Here is a 20,968-nt window from a genome sequence, read left to right on the forward strand (position 1 = left end):
GCTTTGAATTCTGATGTAAAACGTTGCTTGGACATGGTGCCCTCCTAAAGTTGTATTCTAACCTAAGGAGTGTCTAGTGTTTTAGGGGAAGTCCAGATACCACTGCAAAAATAGATAAAATCCTGATGTTTGAAGGTGGCAATCTTGTATACATCTATCCGGCTGGTGGTGTACAGAATAAACCCGCTTGCCACGGTTCTAACGGTGATTATTTGTCATTTAGTATGGCCCGTCCGATGGCAAAAGAGTATTTGAGTGTGCTTATGATGGCCTTTGCAATGCAAAAAACGGTAAGCTTTAGAACATATCGGGATTGTGTAGATCAGCCTTTCTCCGACACAATTTCGTATTTCACTGTCGTTAATTAAAATATTCTATTCAATATTAATTTATGAGAATTAAATCATGCGTATATTTTTATTAATATTTGCTACTTTATTACAGGCTAGTGTTGTTTTTTCTGCTGATATTAATTGCAAAGGTAAGGTTACCAGATTAATGGATTACCCACAGTAGTGTAATGGTAACACCACGTCTAGTACTGAAAGCTCTAATCATAAATGTATTTGCCCAACATCGAATAAAGGCGATGGATTGCTACTGGTGGCGCTCGCTGCAGATAAGATAGTGGACGTTTATATAGATAGCCAAGATAACGCTTTTAGTTGCAATAATTTGCCTAACTATATAAAAGCCAGATATATTATAATTAATCCTTAGTGAAAAAATCAGAATTTACGTTCATGGCGCCAGAACCGATGGCGTAGTAGGTGTGAAATAATATTCTGTATAAACAGAAAGGAGATGGTAGTGAAATTGTTTTCAAGTTTTGTAGCTGCGGCTGTATTGATTTTTCCAGGAGTCTTGCTCGGTGCTACCGCGAGTGGGAAAATTACTATGATTCAATTGCCGCTAAATAACGACGTTAATACTGTTTATTTTCAAATAGACCCAACCCCAGAGGCCGTTCCGCAATGGTTTTATTTAAGGTTTGGCACGGGCGACTCGGCTGGTTGCGCTAAGACAGCTAACGCAGAAAATTTCTCTCGTGCCTACTCAGCATTACTTGCGGCGCATCTGGCAAATAGAAGTATTAATATTGTTTACTGCTTAGATAGCAATGGCTATGGGCTTGTCAATCAACATATTGGTGTTGGCAGGGAGTAACCTTAATAACTCAAATGACACAATCCGCTTGATATTTATTTTGATGTTCGTTGTTCAATCGCAATTTATTTCAGTTTTTTTAATTAGGAACGTAAATGGGAAAAATAGCTGCTATGTTACTGATGGTTCTATTTTCAGGTGCGACTGCTGCCTGGGACGGTCAGGTATATGGAAATATACAAAGTATAGATGTAACCGGCGGTGGTAATTATGGCTTTAGGGTTACATTCGAAGGTGCACCAACAATATGTGGCAATGCTAATACGTGGGGATTTTTAAATGATACCGATAGTAACTACCAAACCTACGTATCGGTATTGCTGGCCGCTAAAGCTGCCAAGATGAACGTAACTATATTTACTGTAAGAGATGTAAATGGTTATTGCCATGTTGGGCATGTTAGTATTAATTGATTTACTATCTTTTGAATAGAAATATGTTGTTGTTATTCGCTGGAAATTTAAAGGGTTAAATAAAATGAAGTGGTGTATCTTTCTGTATTTATTGCATTTTTTAGTACTTTAACATTCGCTGGTTCTGGTGTTGGAAAAATACAGCGGATAGAGCTGGGACCGATGTATAATGGAAAGGTATTTATTATTGTTGAGGGCGTGATGGAAGGGCAACCAACATGCCGCCAGCAAGGTAACTATCACTTCGTATTTGATGCCGAAGCTCCTGGTGGTGCTGCCTTGTTATCTGTAGTGCTAAGTGCACAGGTGGCGCAGAAAAACATTCATATATCTGGCTACAATACCTGCAATATTTACAATGGTATTGAAGATTTAAGATGGCTTCGTGTCGAGTAAATTAAGATTTTCTTATTCATTGAAGAAAGGATATGTGATGAAAACTCTGAAGCAGGCAAAAAGCAATACGCTATGCTGCTTGCTGCCCAGGCATCTGGCCGTGAGCTAACAGTGCGTGGCATGAATACTTGTAACCGTTGGGGCGATGGCGAAGATGTAAACTGGTTACAACTTAGATAAACCTATGGATTAGATGATTATGAAAATTACTACTGCTTTATTAACGGGTCTATTACTTGGTAGCCCGTTCTGTTTCGCTGAACGTTACTGGCCGGCAGTGCCGCTTAGTGACTGGTCATTGTCATTAAATAATGGCGTTGCGTACATTACCTCAGCACAAATGGCAACGCATTGTACTCATTCCAGAGCGCAAATTAATATGTCTGGTACTGAGTTCGATAAAGCTTTATACGCCTATGCGTTATCAGCGAAAGCTAAAGGAAAAAAGTTAAAGTACGTAGTTGATAGTGACCACACTACGTGTGTTATTTCTGGCTTGGCGGAAATTGATTGATATTTTGTACTAGGGAATAATATGAATTTTACACGCAAGGCATTTTTCGCATTTGTGTTATCCACTGCATTTTTTCCAGAATCCGTGTTTGCTACCATAAACAGCGGATGGACAAAAATCCGTTATATCTACCCGACAGGTACGGGGATGTTATTTGTTACAGAGTACAAGAACACTGAACTAAGTACCTGCGATGGTGGTTCCCGATTTTTATTGAACATCAATCATCCAGACTATCCAACACAAGTGTCTGCACTGATTGCGGCATTTATCGCACAAAAAGATGTTAATTTGTTTATAGTAGAACAACCACCGGCTTGTCATGCTCTAGTTGACAGATTTATGGTGGGTAGGTGATGGAAGCTCAAAAAATTTACTCAGTAAAGTGTATTGAACACTGCACATTAATGAAAAAAATATTCTGTAATGTAAGAATTCTTAACCAGTTTAACCTTAATGTTTTTATTGAAAAAATAAATTTCGAAAGTAAAATCTGCAATCTTTTTTCTATTTATTTGCACTGGGGCTTGCCCTCTTTTAAGTAATAACTATTTGTATAAATTATAACCGGCTCTGAAAGGATTAGCCCATGCGTGCTGTTTTTCGTTACTTACTATTTTTTTTTCTTGTGGTAGCTGCCACTGCAACAAAAGCTAATACTGGGGAGTATCTGGTTTACAGTGATCCGTCGGGTAATATTTATCTGCAAGCGCCAAAGCAGTTTGTATTAATCCATGGCGAAGTGGCAGTGCCGCTGTTAATTACCCCCAAGAATGGCCTGTTAAAGTTGGCTAAATCAGATAGCAGTTGGCAGCTGACAGTATTAACGCCAGCGCAATGGCAGTTGCTGCAACTGACACCAGGCAGCGCCATAGTGAAAAGTATTGGTTATGCCGATTTTGACGGTGATGGTTTGGCAGATATCCGGCTTATATTCAACAATGGCCAACCTGCTATTACAGTGACCGGCTTAACTACGATTGTAAAAATTATAACGCCTGTGGTTACCTATTTACACACCGACGTGTTGGGTTCAGTTATTGCTGAGTCTGATGGCAGCGGTAATATAATTAAAAAGACAGATTATAAGCCTTTTGGTGATGTTAATAAGTAATCTTCATCTCTATTGTTAATTTATTTCTCTTCATGTGGAGTGTTTAATGGCTTTCCTCTCATTATATTTTATAATAGTTCTAAATTATATTTATTGTTGTTTTAGGTGTTTTTTAACATTTAATTCATTGATCGTGTTATTCATTATTTTAAATTTTTCTTCAACTGCTTTAGCAAATCAAGGTCTATCTTTACTAGAACACAGCAAAGCCAGATTAATTAATGTTGATGGTTTAAAAATTGAATCATTTGAAGGCTTTGGAGATGAAGTCGACATCGCTACTGGGGATGTCAGTTTTAGTGCGATTGATATTAGTATCCCTGGCAATAGCGAATTAAAAGTTGAGTTTCGTCGAAAAATGCCGACTATTTCTACTTATTTATCCGCTGTTTCTCCTAATCACGATTTAGGTGAGTGGAGAATCGATCTACCATATGTTACGACCAGAGTAATATATGACGAAAAAGATAAAAGGTTTAGAGGGAAATGGGGTAGTGGTAATGAATGTCGTGGGCGTTTGCAACCTGGGTATGATAGAAGACCTGATGATTATATTGAGCTCTGGGACTATTGGCATGGAGTTTATCTCAACGTACCTGGAGAAACAGCAGAGCATATTTTAGATAATACTGGTCATCTTGTAGCACGTAATTACGCCGAGAAAATTACTAAGGGTGGCTGGCTTGTTCGATGTGAGGACAATGTAACCGGCGGAGAGAGTTATGTTGTTACATCTCCATCGGGAATTACCTATACATTCTCACAGAAAAAATTTGAATTTTATCGAACTGTTAGCCGAGCTCTTGAAGATGGTGGTGGTTGGCCTGATACAGCTAAGGTGTTTAATGCCTATTTGTTAGTTTCTCGTGTGGAAGACCGTTTTGGTAATTATGTTATCTATAATTATGAAGGCGATAAACTAGGTTCTATAGCATCTAATGATGGAAGAATAATAACGATAAAATATAATGAAAATGGCAAGGTGAAGACAGTTTCGTCGAGCGAGCAGTCGTTTGGTTATGAGTATGATTATAAGTTTGATATTCATGGGAAAGTTAGCTCGTCCTATTTAACTAAGGTGGTTTTGCCAGACCAAACATATTGGAGTTATGATTTAAAAGCTATCGCTAATGCATATTTGGTGCCATTGCCATATCACATGCGTTACAGCTGCACGAACTTTACTGATGAATCTGATAGTAAGTTAATCTCAGGAAATATTAAATCGCCAACCGGAGCTGAAAGTACATTAAATTTTAGGCCAAGGCGATTTATGCTTGAGGGTAGTATGCATGATGGTATTTCATATGGTGAAGATCTCTGTCAAGTTCAATACTCCCTGACAGACCGAGTGGTTAAGTATGCAGGTGGTCAAGAGTCAAGTAGGTGGCGTTATGAATATACACAGAATAAATCAATGGACGCAAATGGTAGTCGACTACCACCTAATATTACAAACCGTGATCATAAATGGACAACTGTTCATGATATGGATGGTGCAAAACAGATATATTATTTTAACCGTGTTATAACTAGTCCTAAAGAAGGTAAGCTTGAGGCGTTAGAAAGATATAGCAAAGAAGGTAGACTGCTTGATAGGGTTATCAACTCCTATAAAATTGGAGAAGTTGTAGGGGATGCCGATCTAACAGACTATTATTCTTATCATGTTGTAGAGGTGACTGCAAATACAAACTTGATTCATAAGTTGAGTTATATTGATCATGTTTCAATAGAGGTTTTCGGTGCTAGTGGGGATGCTACGAAATATAATAGTTATTATAGTGATTTTAACATTTACGGCGTGCCTGCTAAGGCTAATTTTTATAAAAATTCAGATGAAGTAAAATATTTTAGGTTATCATATTATCATGATACAAAAAACTGGGTTCTTAATCTGCCTACCAAGACAGAGGTATCAGATGATGGTAGTAAGTGGAGCACTGTAGATTCACAAACTTACTACACCAGTGACCACACAGCGAAATCTCTGCCTTATCAACAATATCGTTTTGGACAGTTACAAGACACAAAGACCTATTACAGTGATGGTAGTCTTTACCAACAAAGGTTTAATGTTGCTAACCGCTGGGTAGAGTTCCGTGATTATAAACGTGGAAAGCCGCAGCTGATTAAGATGCCGAACCGTTATACTGCCAGCTGTACTAACTCGGCTAGCTGTTATATCAGCGCCAGCCAAGCAATCAATGATGATGGTACCGTCGCGCAGGCAACTGATTTCAATGGTAACCGTACTGACTATCAGTATGACACCATGCGCCGCTTAACTGACATTATCCCGGCTGACACCCGCTGGAGCCCTACGACAATTAGCTATGCAACATCCGACGGTTATTTTACGCAGACGATTACACGTGGGAACTTCCGCAAAAAGATACAATATGACGGTTTACTACGCCCGGTACTAAGCGAAGAATGGGATAGCAGTAACGCGTCGGCTACACGCCGTTATACCGCGCAACGTTTCAATGCTTATAACCAGCCGGAATTTATCTCTTACCCCAGTACCAGCAGTGCAGAAAGCCAGGGTACAGCATTTGAATATGACGGCCTGCAGCGCTTAATACGGCAATACAGTACGGTAGATAACAAAGGGATGGATTACGCCTACCTGGCGGGTAACCAGATACGCACCACTGACGCTCGTGGTAACAGCACCATTACTACCTATCGTGCTTTTGGCAGCCCAAGCCAGGATTTACCTACTAAAATTGAACAACCGCATGGCGTAACCACCGATATAAATTACAACTTGTTCGATAATATTATTACCATTAGCCAAGGCAGCATTACAGAAAGCCGGCGCTATAACGCTCAGCAGCAACTATGTCGTCTGGTGCGGCCAGATATCGGTCACACTGCATATAGCTATAATGCATTAGGTCAGCCGGTGTGGATAGCGCAGGGTGCCTCCGGTGGTGCTACGGCCTGTAATGAAGCTTCAGTCACCGCAGCCCAAAAAGTCAGTTACGGTTATGATAACCTCGGGTCACTGCGCATAATAAATTACCCGGACAACACGCCGGATAAAACCTACACCTATGACAATCAGGGTAATATTACTGCCCTGGCTGCTGGCACGGCGATATGGGACTACACGTACAACAGCGCTAATCTGATGGAAACAGAGGTTTTGACTCTTAATAATATTAGCTGGATAACAGACCCAACGTACAACGCCATGGGCCATGTCAGTAGTATAACTTACCCGTCAGGCAAAAACGTAAGCTACGCGCCAAATGCATTGGGCCAGCCGACCCGGGTGGGTAGCTATGCAACGGCAGCCAGCTACTATGCCAATGGCCAGCTAAAAGGCTTCACTTATGGTAATGGCTTAAGCTTCAGCCAGTTACTGGATACGCAGCAAAGGCCAGAATATCAAACGGTAAAACGCAGCAGTAGCAATGTGCTGGATTATCGCTACCAGTATGACAACAACCATAATATCAATACGATAAGCGACCTTATCACCCCAGCGAAAAACATCAGCCTGACTTACGATGACTTAGACCGGTTAGACACGGCAGAAGGCTTTTGGGGCAGTGGCAGTTTTGATTATGACAGTATAGGTAATATTACCAAAAAGACCCTAGGCAGCCAGAGCCTGACGTATGCCTACAATATCAACAATCGCTTAACCGGTATTAGTGGTAGTGTCAGCAGGACTTTTGCTTACGATAGTCGCGGTAATGTAACCAACAATGGCCAGCGCGCGTTTAGTTTTAACCTGGCTAATCAGCTGATTACCTCCGGCACTAACAGTTATCAGTACGACGGCTACAACCGCAGAGTTAAAAAGGTAAGTAACGGTAAAACCCAGTACAGCCTGTACAACGCAGCAGGTCAATTGCTGATGACCGACGGCGATAATGGCCCGACGGAATACTTCCATTTGGGTACTAAGTTAATCGCCAAAGAAAGCCAGGTGCTGACCAGTGAAGACACCCCAGGCTATACCGGACATCTGGAAGATGACGATCTGCAGTTAACCTATATGCAGCAGCGGTATTATGACCCAGTCATAGGTCGTTTCTACAGTAATGATCCAGTCGACTTTATGGGGCATATGCAGCGTGGCAACCCGACGATGGGGTTTAATCGGTATGCATATGCGAATAATAATCCGTACAAATATACAGATCCTGATGGCCAATTTATAAATTTTGCAGTCGGATTTATAGTTGGAGCTGGTATTGAAGCGGCTGTTCAGTATGCGACAACTGGAAGTATTGATACTAAAAGTGTTCTTATTGCAGGAGCTGTTGGCTCTTTAACTGGTGGCGTTGGCGCGAGCTTGGCAAATAATGCAGCGAAAGGTGCGATTTCTTCTGCCAGGGCTATTAGCACAACTGCTGCAACAGGGGGAACAGCGAATGCTGCGGGTACTGTTGTATCCAATGCCATAGATGGCGAGGTGACTTCATTCTCTGAAGTCGGTGTTGCTGCGGCAGCTGGCGCAATTGGTGCTGGAGTTGGTGCAAAGCTTTCAAACTCTGTGGCATCGACCCTTGAAAAAGGGTTTGGTGGATTAAATTCATCAATTACGAATACAACTCGAAGCTCAATGGTTGGTAATACTCAGGCTGCAGCAACGACCTCTGGTTTTACTGAAGCAGGAAAATTGACTGTTGATGTGGTAACGAATGTGGCTCAAAAAGAAATAGACAAACAATGATGAATTTTAGCTATAAAACCATCTACTTTATAAAGTTAGAAATAGTATATTTCTTACTGTCCTCGTTCATCGGTGGTATCAAAGCCTTTGAATATGGTTTACTTAAAGGATTTGAAGTATTTGTATATGTTTTTGTTTTTATGCAGCTTGTCATATTAGTTACAAACTTTAGGTTGATATTTAAGAAAGATAACTAATCGTCTCTCGCAGCAATTGCAAGATACTTCCCTGTCTTAGGGCTTAATTTTGAACAGAAGAGCTGACGCTTGTTAACGGCGTAGCTCTCTGTTCAAAATAAGCAAAACCACCAGCAGCCTGGTCAGTGGATTCCAGTTGAACTGATCAGTGCTCGCCAGCAGGGCGGGCAATATGGTGCAGCGCCAGCATCATGTAAAGGTGCGTTATATTTATCAGGATTATTAAAATGAAACAGGCGGTATTGGTATTTTCTTTGTTGTTAATTTCGGCTGCGCAGGTCTATGCAGCTGATGATTACGTAGGTGGTCAAATTACCTCGCTCAAGGCTCATGGTACAGACCCCGCTATTCGTTTATCGGGTAACGTTGTTCCTGCTAAATGTGATGGTGGAACTTACGGTTATTGTATTTCGCCGGCTTGCCGGAGGAGCTGCATCGTATTTATGCTATAGCGCTGGCGTTGTCGCTCACCGGTAAGTACGTAATAGTTTATACAACAGTGGCGGCACTATCTGCCGTATTAACAATATTCAAATTATTTCTCGCTTGAATTGACGGATTCGAAATCAATACTTAGCGACTGAAAACGAATTATGTGAGGTTTAAAACAAATGGCGGTTGTAACAGGGGTATTGTTGGTGTTTGGTTGGAGCTTGCTGCTTGCAGCACAAAGCATACAAGCCACAGAGTACTTTAGAGGCCGCGCCATTATTGGTGCTGGGGTGTTTACGTCTGGTGGATAAAGTATTTTGCGGATTGATATCTGCGGTGATAAAAGCACGATACCTGCGTGTGCCAGTACTGGCCGGTTAGCTATCGATAGCATATAAGGATGTGATCGCTATTGTTATGACTGCATACGCCACAGGCGAAACTAAAGTCGATATCATCGCCACAGCAAGCTGCTTAAGCTGGGCAAACGCCCAAGATTTTATTGGTATTAAAGTTGGCACTATGCCTTGATAGTTTTGTTTTTTATTATAGGGAAACTCTGTGTTTAAAACAGTTAAAAGTCGTGTTTGTGTAGCTGCAATTGCCATGCTGATTGCAGCACCTGCCAGCGCAAATATTTGGTGCAGCGGTAAATTAGCCGGTGTTTATATAACCTCTTCAGGTGATGTGGTAATAAATGGCAGTTGGCGCAACGATTGGACGCGGATTTGCAATCTCAATGCCGGCGAGGTTAGTGCAGTAACTTGCTCAATGTGGGCCTCTTATGCTGCTACAGCAAAAAAAGACAGCTTAAATGTTAAGGTGGCTTATACGGCGGGACTAACCTCATGTAGCACCATTGGCACCTACGAAACCTCACCTATTCCATATTACCTGATGCTGGATGTATAAACCGAGCTGATATTCACCGGCAAAGTACTGAGTGTTGCTGGCTGTGATAGCTCAAATTGACCAGCTGGCGTTTTATTTAAAAAGCGAAAATAGGTTGATTATGTTTAAAATATTAAAAAAATACGCGGCGGTCTATTTATTTACTGCACCTGTAATGGTTAATGCCGCTCATTATTGTGTAGGGAAAGTCCAAACCGTGGATGTTGCAGGTAATGGAAATTTGCAGGCAGATATTGAAGGTATAGGCTTTGGTAATATTTTATGTTCCTTAAGTGAAAAAAAAGGCGAATATGAGACTGAAGCCTGTAGAGCGAGCTTTAGCTTGTTGTTAGCAGCAAATATGGCAAACAAACCAGTAAGGCTTTATTTTAACAACGATGGCAATACATCTTGCAATAAAGGTAACTGGCTGGATTTTTCTGCACCTATCCATGGCTTTTATTACATACGTTTGGAAGGGTAGTTGTTTCCACATAAAAGTAATCAAAGGGTAGTGTTACTTGAAAAGTATATTGTATTTTTTGATATTTTTTCTTGCTCAGCTATAGCCTGGGATGGTGAAGTATATGAGAAAATACAAAGCATAGATGTAACCGGCGGTGGTAATTATGGCTTTAGGGTTACATTGGAAGGTGCACCACCAATATGTGGCAATGCTAATACGTGGGGATTTTTAAATGATACCGATAGTAACTACCAAACCTACGTATCGGTATTGCTGGCCGCTAAAGCTGCCAAGATGAACGTAACTATATTTACTGTAAGAGATGTAAATGGTTATTGCCATGTTGGGCATGTTAGTATTAATTGATTTACTATCTTTTGAATAGAAATATGTTGCTGTTATTCGCTGGAAATTTAAAGGGTTAAATAAAATGAAGTGGTGTATCTTTCTGTATTTTATTGCATTTTTTAGTACTTTAACATTCGCTGGTTCTGGTGTTGGAAAAATACAGCGGATAGAGCTGGGACCGATGTATAATGGAAAGGTATTTATTATTGTTGAGGGCGTGATGGAAGGGCAACCAACATGCCGCCAGCAAGGTAACTATCACTTCGTATTTGATGCCGAAGCTCCTGGTGGTGCTGCCTTGTTATCTGTAGTGCTAAGTGCACAGGTGGCGCAGAAAAACATTCATATATCTGGCTACAATACCTGCAATATTTACAGTGGTATTGAAGACCTGCGTTGGCTTCGTGTTGAATGAAATAATAACTGGTTTTAAATTGATGAGTTAAGGTTTTTTATGTGACTATATTTCTGATTTCAGTTGTGTAAAGTTTACCTGAAGTCAGGAAAAGTTAATTAAGCATTTTAGTAGCATAATGAGTTAGATAATTATGAAGTATACATGAAATATTTATTTTTATTAATGATGGTTTTACCTTTTCATGTTGACGCTGAAGACTGGATTAACGTTAGTGATATGAGCAAATTGCACTGGCAAATGGCACCTGATGGTAGAGTTTACTTTCGGAATATTGATCAATTCAATCCAGAGGCTTTAGCGTGTTGCTATAGCTACTATATTGATACAACAACAGAGGCAGGAAAATCTGCTTGGAGTGTTATTTTAGCTAAAATGGCTACATCGGGCTATTTGGTTCTAGGTGTTGCTAATATAAAACAGCCAGGACCAATTACACATTTAGGTAACTGGTAATTTTAATATGTATTTTATGGCGAATAAGTGCCTGTTAGTTGAGTACCTTAAATGGCTTGGTAAATACCAATATTTATCATCACTTAGTGGATTAATAAAATGAAAATTATACTCAAGGTTGCAGCTTTTTTCTCTGTTTAATCAACTTTAACGCCACAGCTGGCGGGGAGGTTGATGCAGGAGACATTAATGTGCTGTTATTTTATAAAGGCCATGATGGTCTGTTATTAAAACATCAGTTTCCGTCGGATCCAGATAAATGTGGCCGATGGAATTATTATATTCTGCCAGATAATCACCCTCATTTTCAGCAGATTTATGCAATGCTTTTGGCTGCGCAAACGGCAGGGAAAAAAGTAAGGTTTTACGTTGACGGTTGTCACCAGGGTATACCCGCAATAGCTAATGCCCAGTTGGATAAGCAGTAAACGTGAAGGGATATACTTCAAGCGCAATCAATTGATAGAGGCTTATAGTAAAAGTGAATAGGATGATAAAAGCTAAATGGGCATTTGCAGTGTTGTTGGCGTTGAGCTGTGTTTCGGCAAATGCAGGCAGTCAGGTTGGTAAAGTTACTGGTTTGCTGGTACGAGCAACTGATGGGTTAGTGTACTTCGAGATCGAAGGGGGCGTTGCATCTGATAAGCCGGCTTGTGCAACCAAAACTTACTGGATGATACGAGACGAAAACTCTGAAGTAGGCAAAAAGCAATACGCTATGCTGCTTGCCGCCCAGGCATCTGGTCGCGAGCTGGCTGTGCGTGGCATGAATACTTGTAACCGCTGGGGCGATGGCGAAGATGTAAACTGGTTACAACTTAGATAAACCTATGGATTAGATGATTATGAAAATAATTACCGCTTTAGTAATGGGTTTGCTAGTTTGGAGCCCGTTCTGTTTCGCTGAACGTTACTGGCCGGCAGTGCCGCTTAGTGATTGGTCATTGTCATTAAATAATGGCGTGGCGTATATTACCTCAGCACAAATGGCAACGCATTGTACTCACTCCAGAGCACAAATTAATATGTCTGGCACTGAATTTGACAAAGCACTTTACGCTTACGCGTTATCAGCGAAAGCTAAAGGGAAGAAAGTAACTTATGTAGTTGATAATAACCACACTACGTGTGTTATTTCTGGCTTGGCGGAAATTGATTAATTTCTTTATGTTAGGGGATAGTATTAATTTCACATGCAAGACAGTTTTTCGCATTTTGCTGGCCACTGCTTTTTTGTATAGAAAAGTATTAATTTATTCATCGTTTGGCAGGAGCCAGCTTGCCATGGATGAAGATTTTAAATATTCATCACAAAAACTGGTTTCCTGTCGTGAAGTTTTGCAATCTACCACCTCATTTTATTGTTGAAAAAATAAATTTCGAAAGTAAAATCTGCAATCTTTTTCCTATTTACTCATTAGCACTGAGGCTTGCCCTCTTTTAAGTAATAACTGTTTGTATAAATTATAACCGGCTCTGAAAGGATTAGCCCATGCGCGCTGTTGTTCGTTATGTATTGTTAACTGTGATTATTTTGGCTGGTTTTACTGCAAAAGCCGATAGCGCGGGCTACAAAATTTATTCTGATTATGCCGGTAATATATATCTTGAGGCACCGAAAAAGTTTGTCTTAATTCACGGTGAAGTATCAATACCGCTGTCGTTAATACCCATTAATGGTTTATTAAAACTGGTTCAGGGTGCAAACGGCTGGAGCCTGGAAGTTCTTACTGAAGCTCAGTGGAAAGCTCTGCAATTAACTGAAGGGCACTCGGCCGTTAGTGGTCTTAAATATGCAGACGTAGACGGCGATGGACGGCCTGATATTACTATCACATTTGATGTAGCAAGCTTACCGGCATTGATAGTAAAAGACCTGACAACTTCCCCGGTGTTGCAACAAACAGGTGTTAGCGTTCCGTATGATCCTGTAGACCCAGTGTTACATCAACCTCCCGTACTGGCTACTTTAGTCGGCATGTCCGCTGGCGAGTTCCGGGTTGATGAATCGGGCGCTGCTAATTATCAGCTACCTCTTGCTATTCCCGCTGGCATAGCTGGGGTACAACCGGCACTGGCATTTAACTATAACAGCAGCGCCGGTGATGGTTATATGGGGATGGGCTGGCAATTTGCTGGTGCTTCAGCAGTCAGCCGTTGCCCGAAAAACATAGCGGTTGATAATGTCCAAGGCAACATATCGTTCAGCGCTTCCGACCGGCTCTGCCTGGATGGGCAGCGTTTAGTTACAAAAGGGCGAGCTAATGACATAGGTGTGTCTGACTCAGTGTACTGGTCGGCAACTGAATACCACACTGAGCTGGAAAGTTTTGGCATAGTGCGCCAGCATGGCAGCACCGCTCAAGGGCCATTGGCATTTTCAGTAGAAACAAAATCCGGCGAGATACATTATTACGGCGATATCAGTGCGGTAAGTGGCAATGACTCTATGGGCAAGCCACTCGCCTTGTCGTTAAAAAGCTATGGTGGTTCTGCAGAAACCGGCAGCGATGCTTTTTTTGAAACTGCAGCCAGTAGTAATAAGGCCAGATTGTGGGCGCTTAAAGCAATAAAGGATGTGAAAGGCAACTATATAGCGTTTCGGTATGCGAAGGATGTAAGTAAAGGTGAGCACTATCTGGCAGAGGTACACTACACCGGGCGAGCTGGCGGAGCTGCGCCTTTTGCCAGAGTTATTCTGAATTATGAGAATAACACTAAAATTTCTGTTGGCTGGCATGCTGGCAGCCGTGTGGCTATGACAAAGCTGTTAACCAGTGTAGATATTTATCAGGACGCTGCGTTATTCAGGCATTACCGGCTGAACTATTTTAATACCAATGTATTAGAAGAAAAAAATTACCTTGAGTCCATTCAGGAGTGTACCGACACCAACGCAAAAAGTTGCTTACCAGCAACGGTATTTGAATGGGAGCGCCCAGCCGCCATTGTTACTGGTTACAACACTGAATGTAATTCAACTTACGATGCTTTGAATTATTGCTGGCAGGCTTCTATAGGTAAAAGTTTTGCGCCGTTTAGCACGTCAAGCACCCTAAAAGGCGCCTCAAATGAGCGGCAGTATCAGCAGATCATTGATATTAATGGCGATGGCTATGCTGATATGGTGTACCCACGCTCAGGTAGCTGGCGTGTACGGTTTGGCGGCACAGCTAATTATGCTACCGAGTCGACATTAACTGCACTGGGGGTAAACAAAAAAGAATACGCACAAACTATTGATTACAATGGTGATGGCCAGCGAGACTTATTAATTGCCGATAGTGCGACAAAAAACTGGCATACGCTGGCGTATATTCCTTCTACTTCTCAATCGGTACAGTGTGAGCCAAACGGTGGCGGGACAAAATTATGTGTTCCGGTAACTGTGACGTCAAGTTATACCTTAATTGATACTCAACGTAACGCCTTTGGGTTGGAGGGGCAGGCTTTTGTTGCCGACATCGATGGCGATGGCCTGGAGGATATTGTTTACCTGCGTAACAATCGCTTTAAAATGTACCGCAACCTGGGTAAGTTAATGAACGGTAGCTATTTCAGTGAAGAAGTAGATCTGGGGCCTATTGGCGGTAGTGATGCTACAGGGACATTTAGCCCGCTAATTTTCACTGCGGATATGAAGTCTGCCTCGATGATTGATATTAACGGTGACGGTAAAACCGATATTTTATTAAGGGTAACTGAAAGTAGATGTTCTGGCGGAAATTTCAGCCCAACTGAATGTGAGCGCAGAGGGTTTCGATGGACCTCCATAACGCGTTTAAAATTATTTGTTTCGACCGGCACCCAGTTAGTGAATGACGCTGACGACATGACTAATTACAGTGATGTCAGAGCCGTTGATTTAAATGGAGATGGTTACACAGATATTCTTTATCGTGCCAATAATATCTGGCACTATCGCCTGTCGGATGGCTCAGCTTTTCAGGCCGCACGTAGTACAGGGCTTAGTGTGGCAGATAACCTAAAGCATTTAACGTACTTTTTGGATCTGAACGGTGATGGCCGCACAGATATTTTATTACCTACCAGTAACAATACCTGGCAGGTTTATCTTACCCGTCCCAGCACCAATGCCGAACAGGTAGTATTTGAGCGTCGAGGTACCAGAGCCTTTGATGCGAATGCCACAATTCAGTTTGCTGATATTAATGCTGACGGAAAGCTGGATTTATTAACATCAACGAATGACAGCGGCTGGAAAACCTTTTTGGGTACCAGGCCAAATATAAAAGATCACGTAATTAAAAATATCACCAATGGCTGGGGCGTTAAAACCAGTATTGCTTATAAAAATATTACAGATAGCAATGTATATTTCCGGCAGTCTTCATCAAATAACATCAGCAGTGATTACTTCTCGCCCAGAGCTGGTTTGTATGTAGTGTCTAATGTTAGCACCCAAACAACCGCAACAAACAGTGTGGGTGTTGACTACCAGTACGGCGGTTTATTACTGCATAAAAAAGGCCGTGGGCTATTAGGCTTTGAAGTGCTAAGAACCACTGATAAGCAAACTGATGTGGTGACAGAGACAGTTTATCACCAGGAGTGGCCTTATACCGGTATACCTAAATCTACATCTCAGGCAAAAGGAACGGTACAACTATCGTTTGCGCAGAATAATGTCAATGTTATTAACAGCGCCTATGGCGGTAAATTTCCGTATATTCAAAGCACTGAAGAATTCAGTTATCAGCAAGGCAGTGATGGTCGGGAATATGGCTTGGCAAAAACAAGCAGCACTTTTACATATGACAGCTACGGCAATTTAACTGCCAGCACGCTTGTTCAGTCAGATATTGCAAATAATGCAGAGCGCTTGGTAACCACAACGGTGAACGATTATGGCACCAGCGCAATTTACCAACGCTATGGGCGTTTAACATCGTCTTCTGTCAGAAAACAGCTGTATGAGAGTAATGCATTAAAAAGTGATATTAGCAGGTCCAGTGCGTTTAGTTATTATTCCGGCGATTTGATGCTGGAAACCGAAACGCTATCGCCAGGCGATGCTAAAACAAAAACCACAACACGTTACAGTTATGATGCCGCGGGCAATACAACTGCTAAAGCGGTAACTGCCGGTACCAACGCCAGCGGTTCAGCTACAGCTACCAGAACGAGCAGAACGGTGTATGACAACCGGTTTCGCTATATTAAACAAAGTGTAGATGTAACCGGCCATAGCACAGATTTTACTTACAACAGTATGCCGGCTGACACCGTAACGGGCATTATCCGTTATATCAATGCAACGGATAGCAACGGGCAAACCAGCAGGCAGTATTTTGACGTGCTGGGCCGCCAATATCATGCTTATCAGAAAGGCAAAGGTGATAATGACCCTATAATTAACAGCTATAGCTACCAATATTACTGCGGTAGTTCGTGTGATATCAGCGGTGCTTATGTTCGCATTACCCAGGTAACAGACGGGCAGGCAGAGCAGCAGCAGTTTTTGGATAAGTTTGGCCGAGCGATTGCCAGCAAAACACAGCTTTCAGATGGTACCTGGTCTGTGTCAACTACCTCCTATGATAGTCAGGGGCGGCCGGATAAAACCTATGAACCGGGAAAAGACACTGCTTCAACCCTGTTTAGCCAGGCACACTATGATAATTTGGGCAGGATATCCAGCACCAGTCTCGCCAGCGGCGGCACTAGTAGTATTGAATATCAGGGGCTAACGGTTGTTGAAACTGATCCTAATAATAAAACGAAACGAACCACCAATAACTACCTGGGACAAAGCAAGCAGGTCGAAGACCATTTAGGTAACAAACTACAGTACAGCTATGATGCCTTTGGCAACTTGGACACTGTAACGGCGATAAGTGGCAGCGTCAGTAGCGTGCGTACCAAAAATCTGTACGATGCTTATGGCCGTAAATATCAGATGACGGATCAGGATAAAGGCACCTGGTCATACGTTTACAATGCTTTTGGCGAATTGCTGAGCCAGACGAATGCCAATAATCAGGTAACAACGTTTAATTATGATGCTATTGGCAGACAAAGCCGCCGTCAGGATCCGTCAGGCACCACTTGTTGGGAATATGGCAGCAGTGCAATAAGTTATAACCTGAACAAACTGGTACGGGTACGTAGCTTCGACAGTAATGTTGCTTGTGACACTACAGTAACTCCGGCGTATGAAGAAATATACAGCTATAACAGCAGGGGGTTAGCGTCTGGCAAGCTGGTGCGTACAGCGGGTAGTAGTTTCCGTATCAGCAGCACCTATGATAGCTATAACCGTTTGAACTTATTAACTTATCCATCCTGGTCGTTAAACCCCGCTGATGATGTAGTAATAAAGCATCATTATGACAATGGCGCGTTAACCAAGCTTATTGATAACCAGAGCAATCGTGTTTATCAGCAAGTCTCAGAGATTAATGCCCGTGGCCAGGCCACAAAGGTGATTTATGCCAATGGTGTAACGGAAGACCGGGCGTTTTACGCTCACAGCGGCTGGCTGGATACGCTTACGGTGAAGCGCGGCAGTACCCACGTACATAATATGGACTACAACTATGACTATGTGGGTAATGTTAGCCAGCGCCAGCTGAATTTTGGCAGTGTAGGCAGTCAGGCCGGTTTTACTGAAGTGTTTGGTTATGATGATTTGCATCGGGTAACCTCACGTACTATCAGTGCCGTAAGCGGTAGCAGCGGCTATAACAGCCTGCCGGCGGCGCTGAAGATGAATGAAAGCTACCGCTTCGATCATTTTGGCAATATGACCTTTAAAACCAATGTCGGTAATTATTGCTATACCGCCACTAACGCTGCAGGCATAAAGCTAACAAACCGGTTAACCGCAGTGGGCCCTGCGAGCAATTGCACCGGTACAGGGACATATACCTTTAGTTATGATAATAACGGCAATGTCACCAACGACGGTAAACGCAGTTTTACCTATACCGCGTTTGATAAGCCAGCCCGTGTAACACAGGGCGCTAACCGTACCGACTTTGCTTATGGGCCAGATCGGCAGATGTTCCGGCGTATTGATGTACGTGACAATAAAACCACCGATACGCTATATATCGATGGCGCCTATGAGCGGGCGAATCTGCCAACTGGCGTTACAGAGCATAAGTTTTATGTGGGTAATGCCGTTATTACCAAACGCAGCAATAACGCGCATGACGAACATTACCTGCACAAAGATGGCCAGGGCTCAACCACAAGTATAACGAATGCCAGCGGTGCCTTGTTACAGCAGTTTATCTATGACCCATGGGGCAAGCAGTACAGCGTAAGCACTAACAGTGTGTTTAACACTTACTCAAACCCTGGTACCAGCAAAGGTTATACCGGTCATAATATGGTGAATGACTTTGAGGTTATTCATATGGGCGGCCGTACCTACAACCCGATACTCGGCCGTTTTATGCAAGCTGATCCGTTTATCCAGGCCCCTTCTAACCTGCAAAACTATAACCGTTATAGTTATGTGCTAAACAACCCGATGAGCTATACCGATCCTAGTGGGTATTTCTTTAAATCGATTGGCAAGTTTGTTAAGAAATATTGGCGAGTGATAGCGGCGGCAGTCGTTACATATGTTACAGCCGGTGCTGCAAGCGGGTGGGCAGCAAGTTGGGGATTTGCTGCTGGTACTATGGGGAATGCAGTGGTTGCCGGAGCTATGACGGGAGTTATAGGGGGGGCAATAGCTACTGGAAACTTAAGAGGAGCTTTAGCTGGGGCATTAACGGGAGCAGTATTCGGCGCTATAGGTCATCAAATACATGGCGCGGAGGGGACTGCAAATGCATGGTCTACAGGAGAGCAAATGTTAGCTCATGGGATTGCTGGGGGAGTAATGAGTTCTTTACAAGGAGGCCAGTTCGGACATGGCTTTATTTCCGCAGGTATCATGAAAGGTGTAGGGAAAATACAGACTTCAGCCTCCTTAGGCCGTACATTAATACAAGCAATTGCTGGAGGTACAGTATCTAAGCTGACCGGAGGTAAGTTTGCTAATGGCGCTGTAACTTCTGCAATGCAATATACAGTAAATGAGTTAATGCCTGAGCTCGCTGCCAAAGCAAACAAAATGTTTAGCCATGCCAAGTTTGATGACATGGTTTCTACAAATGCTCAGGTGGGCATTGATTTGCCAACGGGCACTTCTGTATCTACAGATGGAGAAAATGGTGCAATGGGGCAGTCTATTAATATTAACGCAAAAATTGTTGATATAACGGTTGGCGGTGAATGCTCATTTAGTGGAAGTTGTAGTGGAGAGTTGGGTGTAGCAAAGTCATTGACTTTTATTGATGAAAAGCTAGCGTCAGTCCAAGTAAAAGCGGCGCTTAATACTGACGGGAATTTAAGTGGCTCACTCCAAGGAAAAATTATGGGGAAAAATGTGCAAGGGACAGTAACGTTGCGTGGTACTGCAGTGTCAGGTAATGGAGCCACTCTAATGAATATAACAGAACAGAGCCTAATAAAAGCTACTACAAATAAATTCCTCCAGAAAGCAGGTGGGTTTTGAAAAAGGTAAGAAAATCATGAGGACAGTTCTTTTATTAATTTTTTTTCTATATTGCGTTACTGCTAATGGTGAAGTTTTGAATCATGATGCGATAGTATCAGAATATAATAGTGCCAAAAAAGAGGCAGACTTGGGAAGTGATACTGCAATGCTTGAAGTGTTCAGTATTTTTTATAAGACATATCCAGTTTTAGCAGATAAAACTCAGGAGGCAAGCAATTATCTAATGAAGTCAGCGCTTGCTGGAAATGCAAGTGCTCAATTTAACATGGGTTTTTTACAACAAAACGGAGATGTATTCGAAAAAAACATTGACAATGCAATATTATGGCTGGAGAAAGCGGAAAGTAATGGGCATCAAAGAAGTTCAAGACAACTAGGCTTCGCATACCTGGAAAAGTATTATTTGAATGAAGATAAAATTGATCTGTATGAAAAATCTCAATTTTGGTTTAAGAAATCGGCATTAAAAGGCGACACTATTAGTATGCGGCAGTTTGCGCTTGGGGTTTTATCAAGAGAAAAAGATCAAGAATCATTTAAGGTTGCAGAAAATTGGTTGGAGAGCGCTGTCCATAATGGGGATGTACCATCAATGAGGTATCTAGCTCAGTACTATGAGCTTAGGTATGAAGTTGAAAAAGATAAAGATTACTTATCTAAAGCCAAAGATCTTTTCAAACGAGCGGCAGAGCTTGGTGATAGTGAATCGTCTGCTTGGCTGCTAAAAAACTTAGAGTAGAATATAAATAACAATAAATTGGGAAGTAGGTAACTTCTTCGCTACTCTTGGGAGCTAAATATGAAAATATACTTATTTATCGTAGCATTGCTACTTTCTACGAATGCTTTTTCTAACGTTACTGTCCAGGTCGAGGTGGTACGCATTTATCTGGTGGCAGCGCTGATCATTTAAATTAAAAAACA

The 20,968-nt window shown here is 42.0% G+C and carries 20 protein-coding genes; 19 read left to right on the top strand and 1 reads right to left on the bottom strand.

The features are described 5' to 3' along the window. Window positions 1–810: 810 nt before the first annotated feature. The 9 genes from M2404_RS05325 to M2404_RS05365 all read left to right on the top strand — a co-directional run bounded on the left by M2404_RS05325 (window position 811) and on the right by M2404_RS05365 (window position 9,240). Window positions 811–1,167: a hypothetical protein gene (locus M2404_RS05325; RefSeq protein WP_259238688.1), complete on the top strand. Its 357-nt coding sequence runs from the start codon at window positions 811–813 to the stop codon at window positions 1,165–1,167. A gap of 95 nt (window positions 1,168–1,262) precedes the next feature. Then, the gene (locus M2404_RS05330) at window positions 1,263–1,580 is read left to right on the top strand and encodes a hypothetical protein (protein ID WP_259238689.1); all 318 of its coding nucleotides are present in this window, start codon (window positions 1,263–1,265) and stop codon (window positions 1,578–1,580) included. Between the two features lie 69 nt (window positions 1,581–1,649). Continuing rightward, window positions 1,650–1,976: a hypothetical protein gene (locus M2404_RS05335; RefSeq protein ID WP_259238690.1), complete on the top strand. Its 327-nt coding sequence runs from the start codon at window positions 1,650–1,652 to the stop codon at window positions 1,974–1,976. Window positions 1,977–2,175: 199 nt separating this feature from the next. Continuing rightward, complete coding sequence (locus M2404_RS05340; protein WP_259238691.1) at window positions 2,176–2,490, top strand: hypothetical protein; 315 nt, start codon at window positions 2,176–2,178, stop codon at window positions 2,488–2,490. Between the two features lie 21 nt (window positions 2,491–2,511). Further along, on the top strand, window positions 2,512–2,847 hold the full coding sequence (locus M2404_RS05345) for a hypothetical protein (RefSeq protein WP_259238692.1): 336 nt from the start codon (window positions 2,512–2,514) through the stop codon (window positions 2,845–2,847). Window positions 2,848–3,079: 232 nt separating this feature from the next. After that, entirely contained in the window at window positions 3,080–3,604 is a 525-nt protein-coding gene (locus M2404_RS05350) for a hypothetical protein (protein WP_259238693.1), read from the top strand. Between the two features lie 46 nt (window positions 3,605–3,650). Continuing rightward, window positions 3,651–8,300, top strand: coding sequence for an RHS repeat domain-containing protein (locus M2404_RS05355; RefSeq protein ID WP_259238694.1), 4,650 nt, complete (start codon window positions 3,651–3,653; stop codon window positions 8,298–8,300). A 424-nt stretch (window positions 8,301–8,724) separates the two neighbouring features. Beyond that, window positions 8,725–8,949 (top strand): hypothetical protein, encoded by a 225-nt coding sequence (locus tag M2404_RS05360; RefSeq protein ID WP_259238695.1) that lies wholly within the window; start codon window positions 8,725–8,727, stop codon window positions 8,947–8,949. 159 nt (window positions 8,950–9,108) lie between these two features. After that, window positions 9,109–9,240 (top strand): hypothetical protein, encoded by a 132-nt coding sequence (locus M2404_RS05365; protein ID WP_259238696.1) that lies wholly within the window; start codon window positions 9,109–9,111, stop codon window positions 9,238–9,240. Window positions 9,241–9,306: 66 nt separating this feature from the next. Here the strand turns inward: M2404_RS05365 and M2404_RS05370 are convergent, their stop codons facing one another. Beyond that, window positions 9,307–9,537 (bottom strand): hypothetical protein, encoded by a 231-nt coding sequence (locus tag M2404_RS05370; protein WP_259238697.1) that lies wholly within the window; start codon window positions 9,535–9,537, stop codon window positions 9,307–9,309. Between M2404_RS05370 and M2404_RS05375 the strand changes: the two genes are divergently transcribed. The 10 genes from M2404_RS05375 (at window position 9,536) to M2404_RS05420 (ending at window position 20,783) form a co-directional block, all read left to right on the top strand. Further along, window positions 9,536–9,841: a hypothetical protein gene (locus M2404_RS05375; RefSeq protein WP_259238698.1), complete on the top strand. Its 306-nt coding sequence runs from the start codon at window positions 9,536–9,538 to the stop codon at window positions 9,839–9,841. The genes M2404_RS05370 and M2404_RS05375 overlap by 2 nt on opposite strands. Window positions 9,842–9,872: 31 nt before the next feature. Continuing rightward, window positions 9,873–10,304, top strand: a complete 432-nt coding sequence (locus tag M2404_RS05380) for a hypothetical protein (RefSeq protein ID WP_259238699.1) — start codon at window positions 9,873–9,875, stop codon at window positions 10,302–10,304. Continuing rightward, complete coding sequence (locus M2404_RS05385; protein WP_259238700.1) at window positions 10,305–10,652, top strand: hypothetical protein; 348 nt, start codon at window positions 10,305–10,307, stop codon at window positions 10,650–10,652. 64 nt (window positions 10,653–10,716) lie between these two features. Beyond that, window positions 10,717–11,049, top strand: a complete 333-nt coding sequence (locus tag M2404_RS05390) for a hypothetical protein (protein WP_259238701.1) — start codon at window positions 10,717–10,719, stop codon at window positions 11,047–11,049. Window positions 11,050–11,193: 144 nt separating this feature from the next. Further along, window positions 11,194–11,505 (top strand): hypothetical protein, encoded by a 312-nt coding sequence (locus M2404_RS05395; RefSeq protein ID WP_259238702.1) that lies wholly within the window; start codon window positions 11,194–11,196, stop codon window positions 11,503–11,505. Between the two features lie 191 nt (window positions 11,506–11,696). Then, window positions 11,697–11,933: a hypothetical protein gene (locus M2404_RS05400; protein ID WP_259238703.1), complete on the top strand. Its 237-nt coding sequence runs from the start codon at window positions 11,697–11,699 to the stop codon at window positions 11,931–11,933. 62 nt (window positions 11,934–11,995) lie between these two features. Next, window positions 11,996–12,331 (top strand): hypothetical protein, encoded by a 336-nt coding sequence (locus tag M2404_RS05405; protein ID WP_259238704.1) that lies wholly within the window; start codon window positions 11,996–11,998, stop codon window positions 12,329–12,331. Window positions 12,332–12,350: 19 nt separating this feature from the next. Further along, a complete protein-coding gene (locus M2404_RS05410) occupies window positions 12,351–12,665 on the top strand; it encodes a hypothetical protein (protein WP_259238705.1) in 315 nt (104 codons plus the stop codon). Window positions 12,666–12,997: 332 nt separating this feature from the next. Continuing rightward, window positions 12,998–20,041 carry a toxin TcdB middle/N-terminal domain-containing protein gene (locus M2404_RS05415; protein ID WP_259238706.1) on the top strand — a complete coding sequence of 2,348 codons (7,044 nt, stop codon included), beginning with the start codon at window positions 12,998–13,000 and terminating at the stop codon, window positions 20,039–20,041. Next, window positions 20,031–20,783 (top strand): tetratricopeptide repeat protein, encoded by a 753-nt coding sequence (locus M2404_RS05420; RefSeq protein ID WP_259238707.1) that lies wholly within the window; start codon window positions 20,031–20,033, stop codon window positions 20,781–20,783. Before M2404_RS05415 ends, M2404_RS05420 begins: the two co-directional genes overlap by 11 nt. The last annotated feature ends 185 nt before the right edge of the window (window positions 20,784–20,968 follow it).

This window comes from Rheinheimera pacifica, assembly GCF_024809855.1.
Taxonomy (GTDB): Bacteria; Pseudomonadota; Gammaproteobacteria; order Enterobacterales; family Alteromonadaceae; genus Alishewanella; species Alishewanella pacifica_A.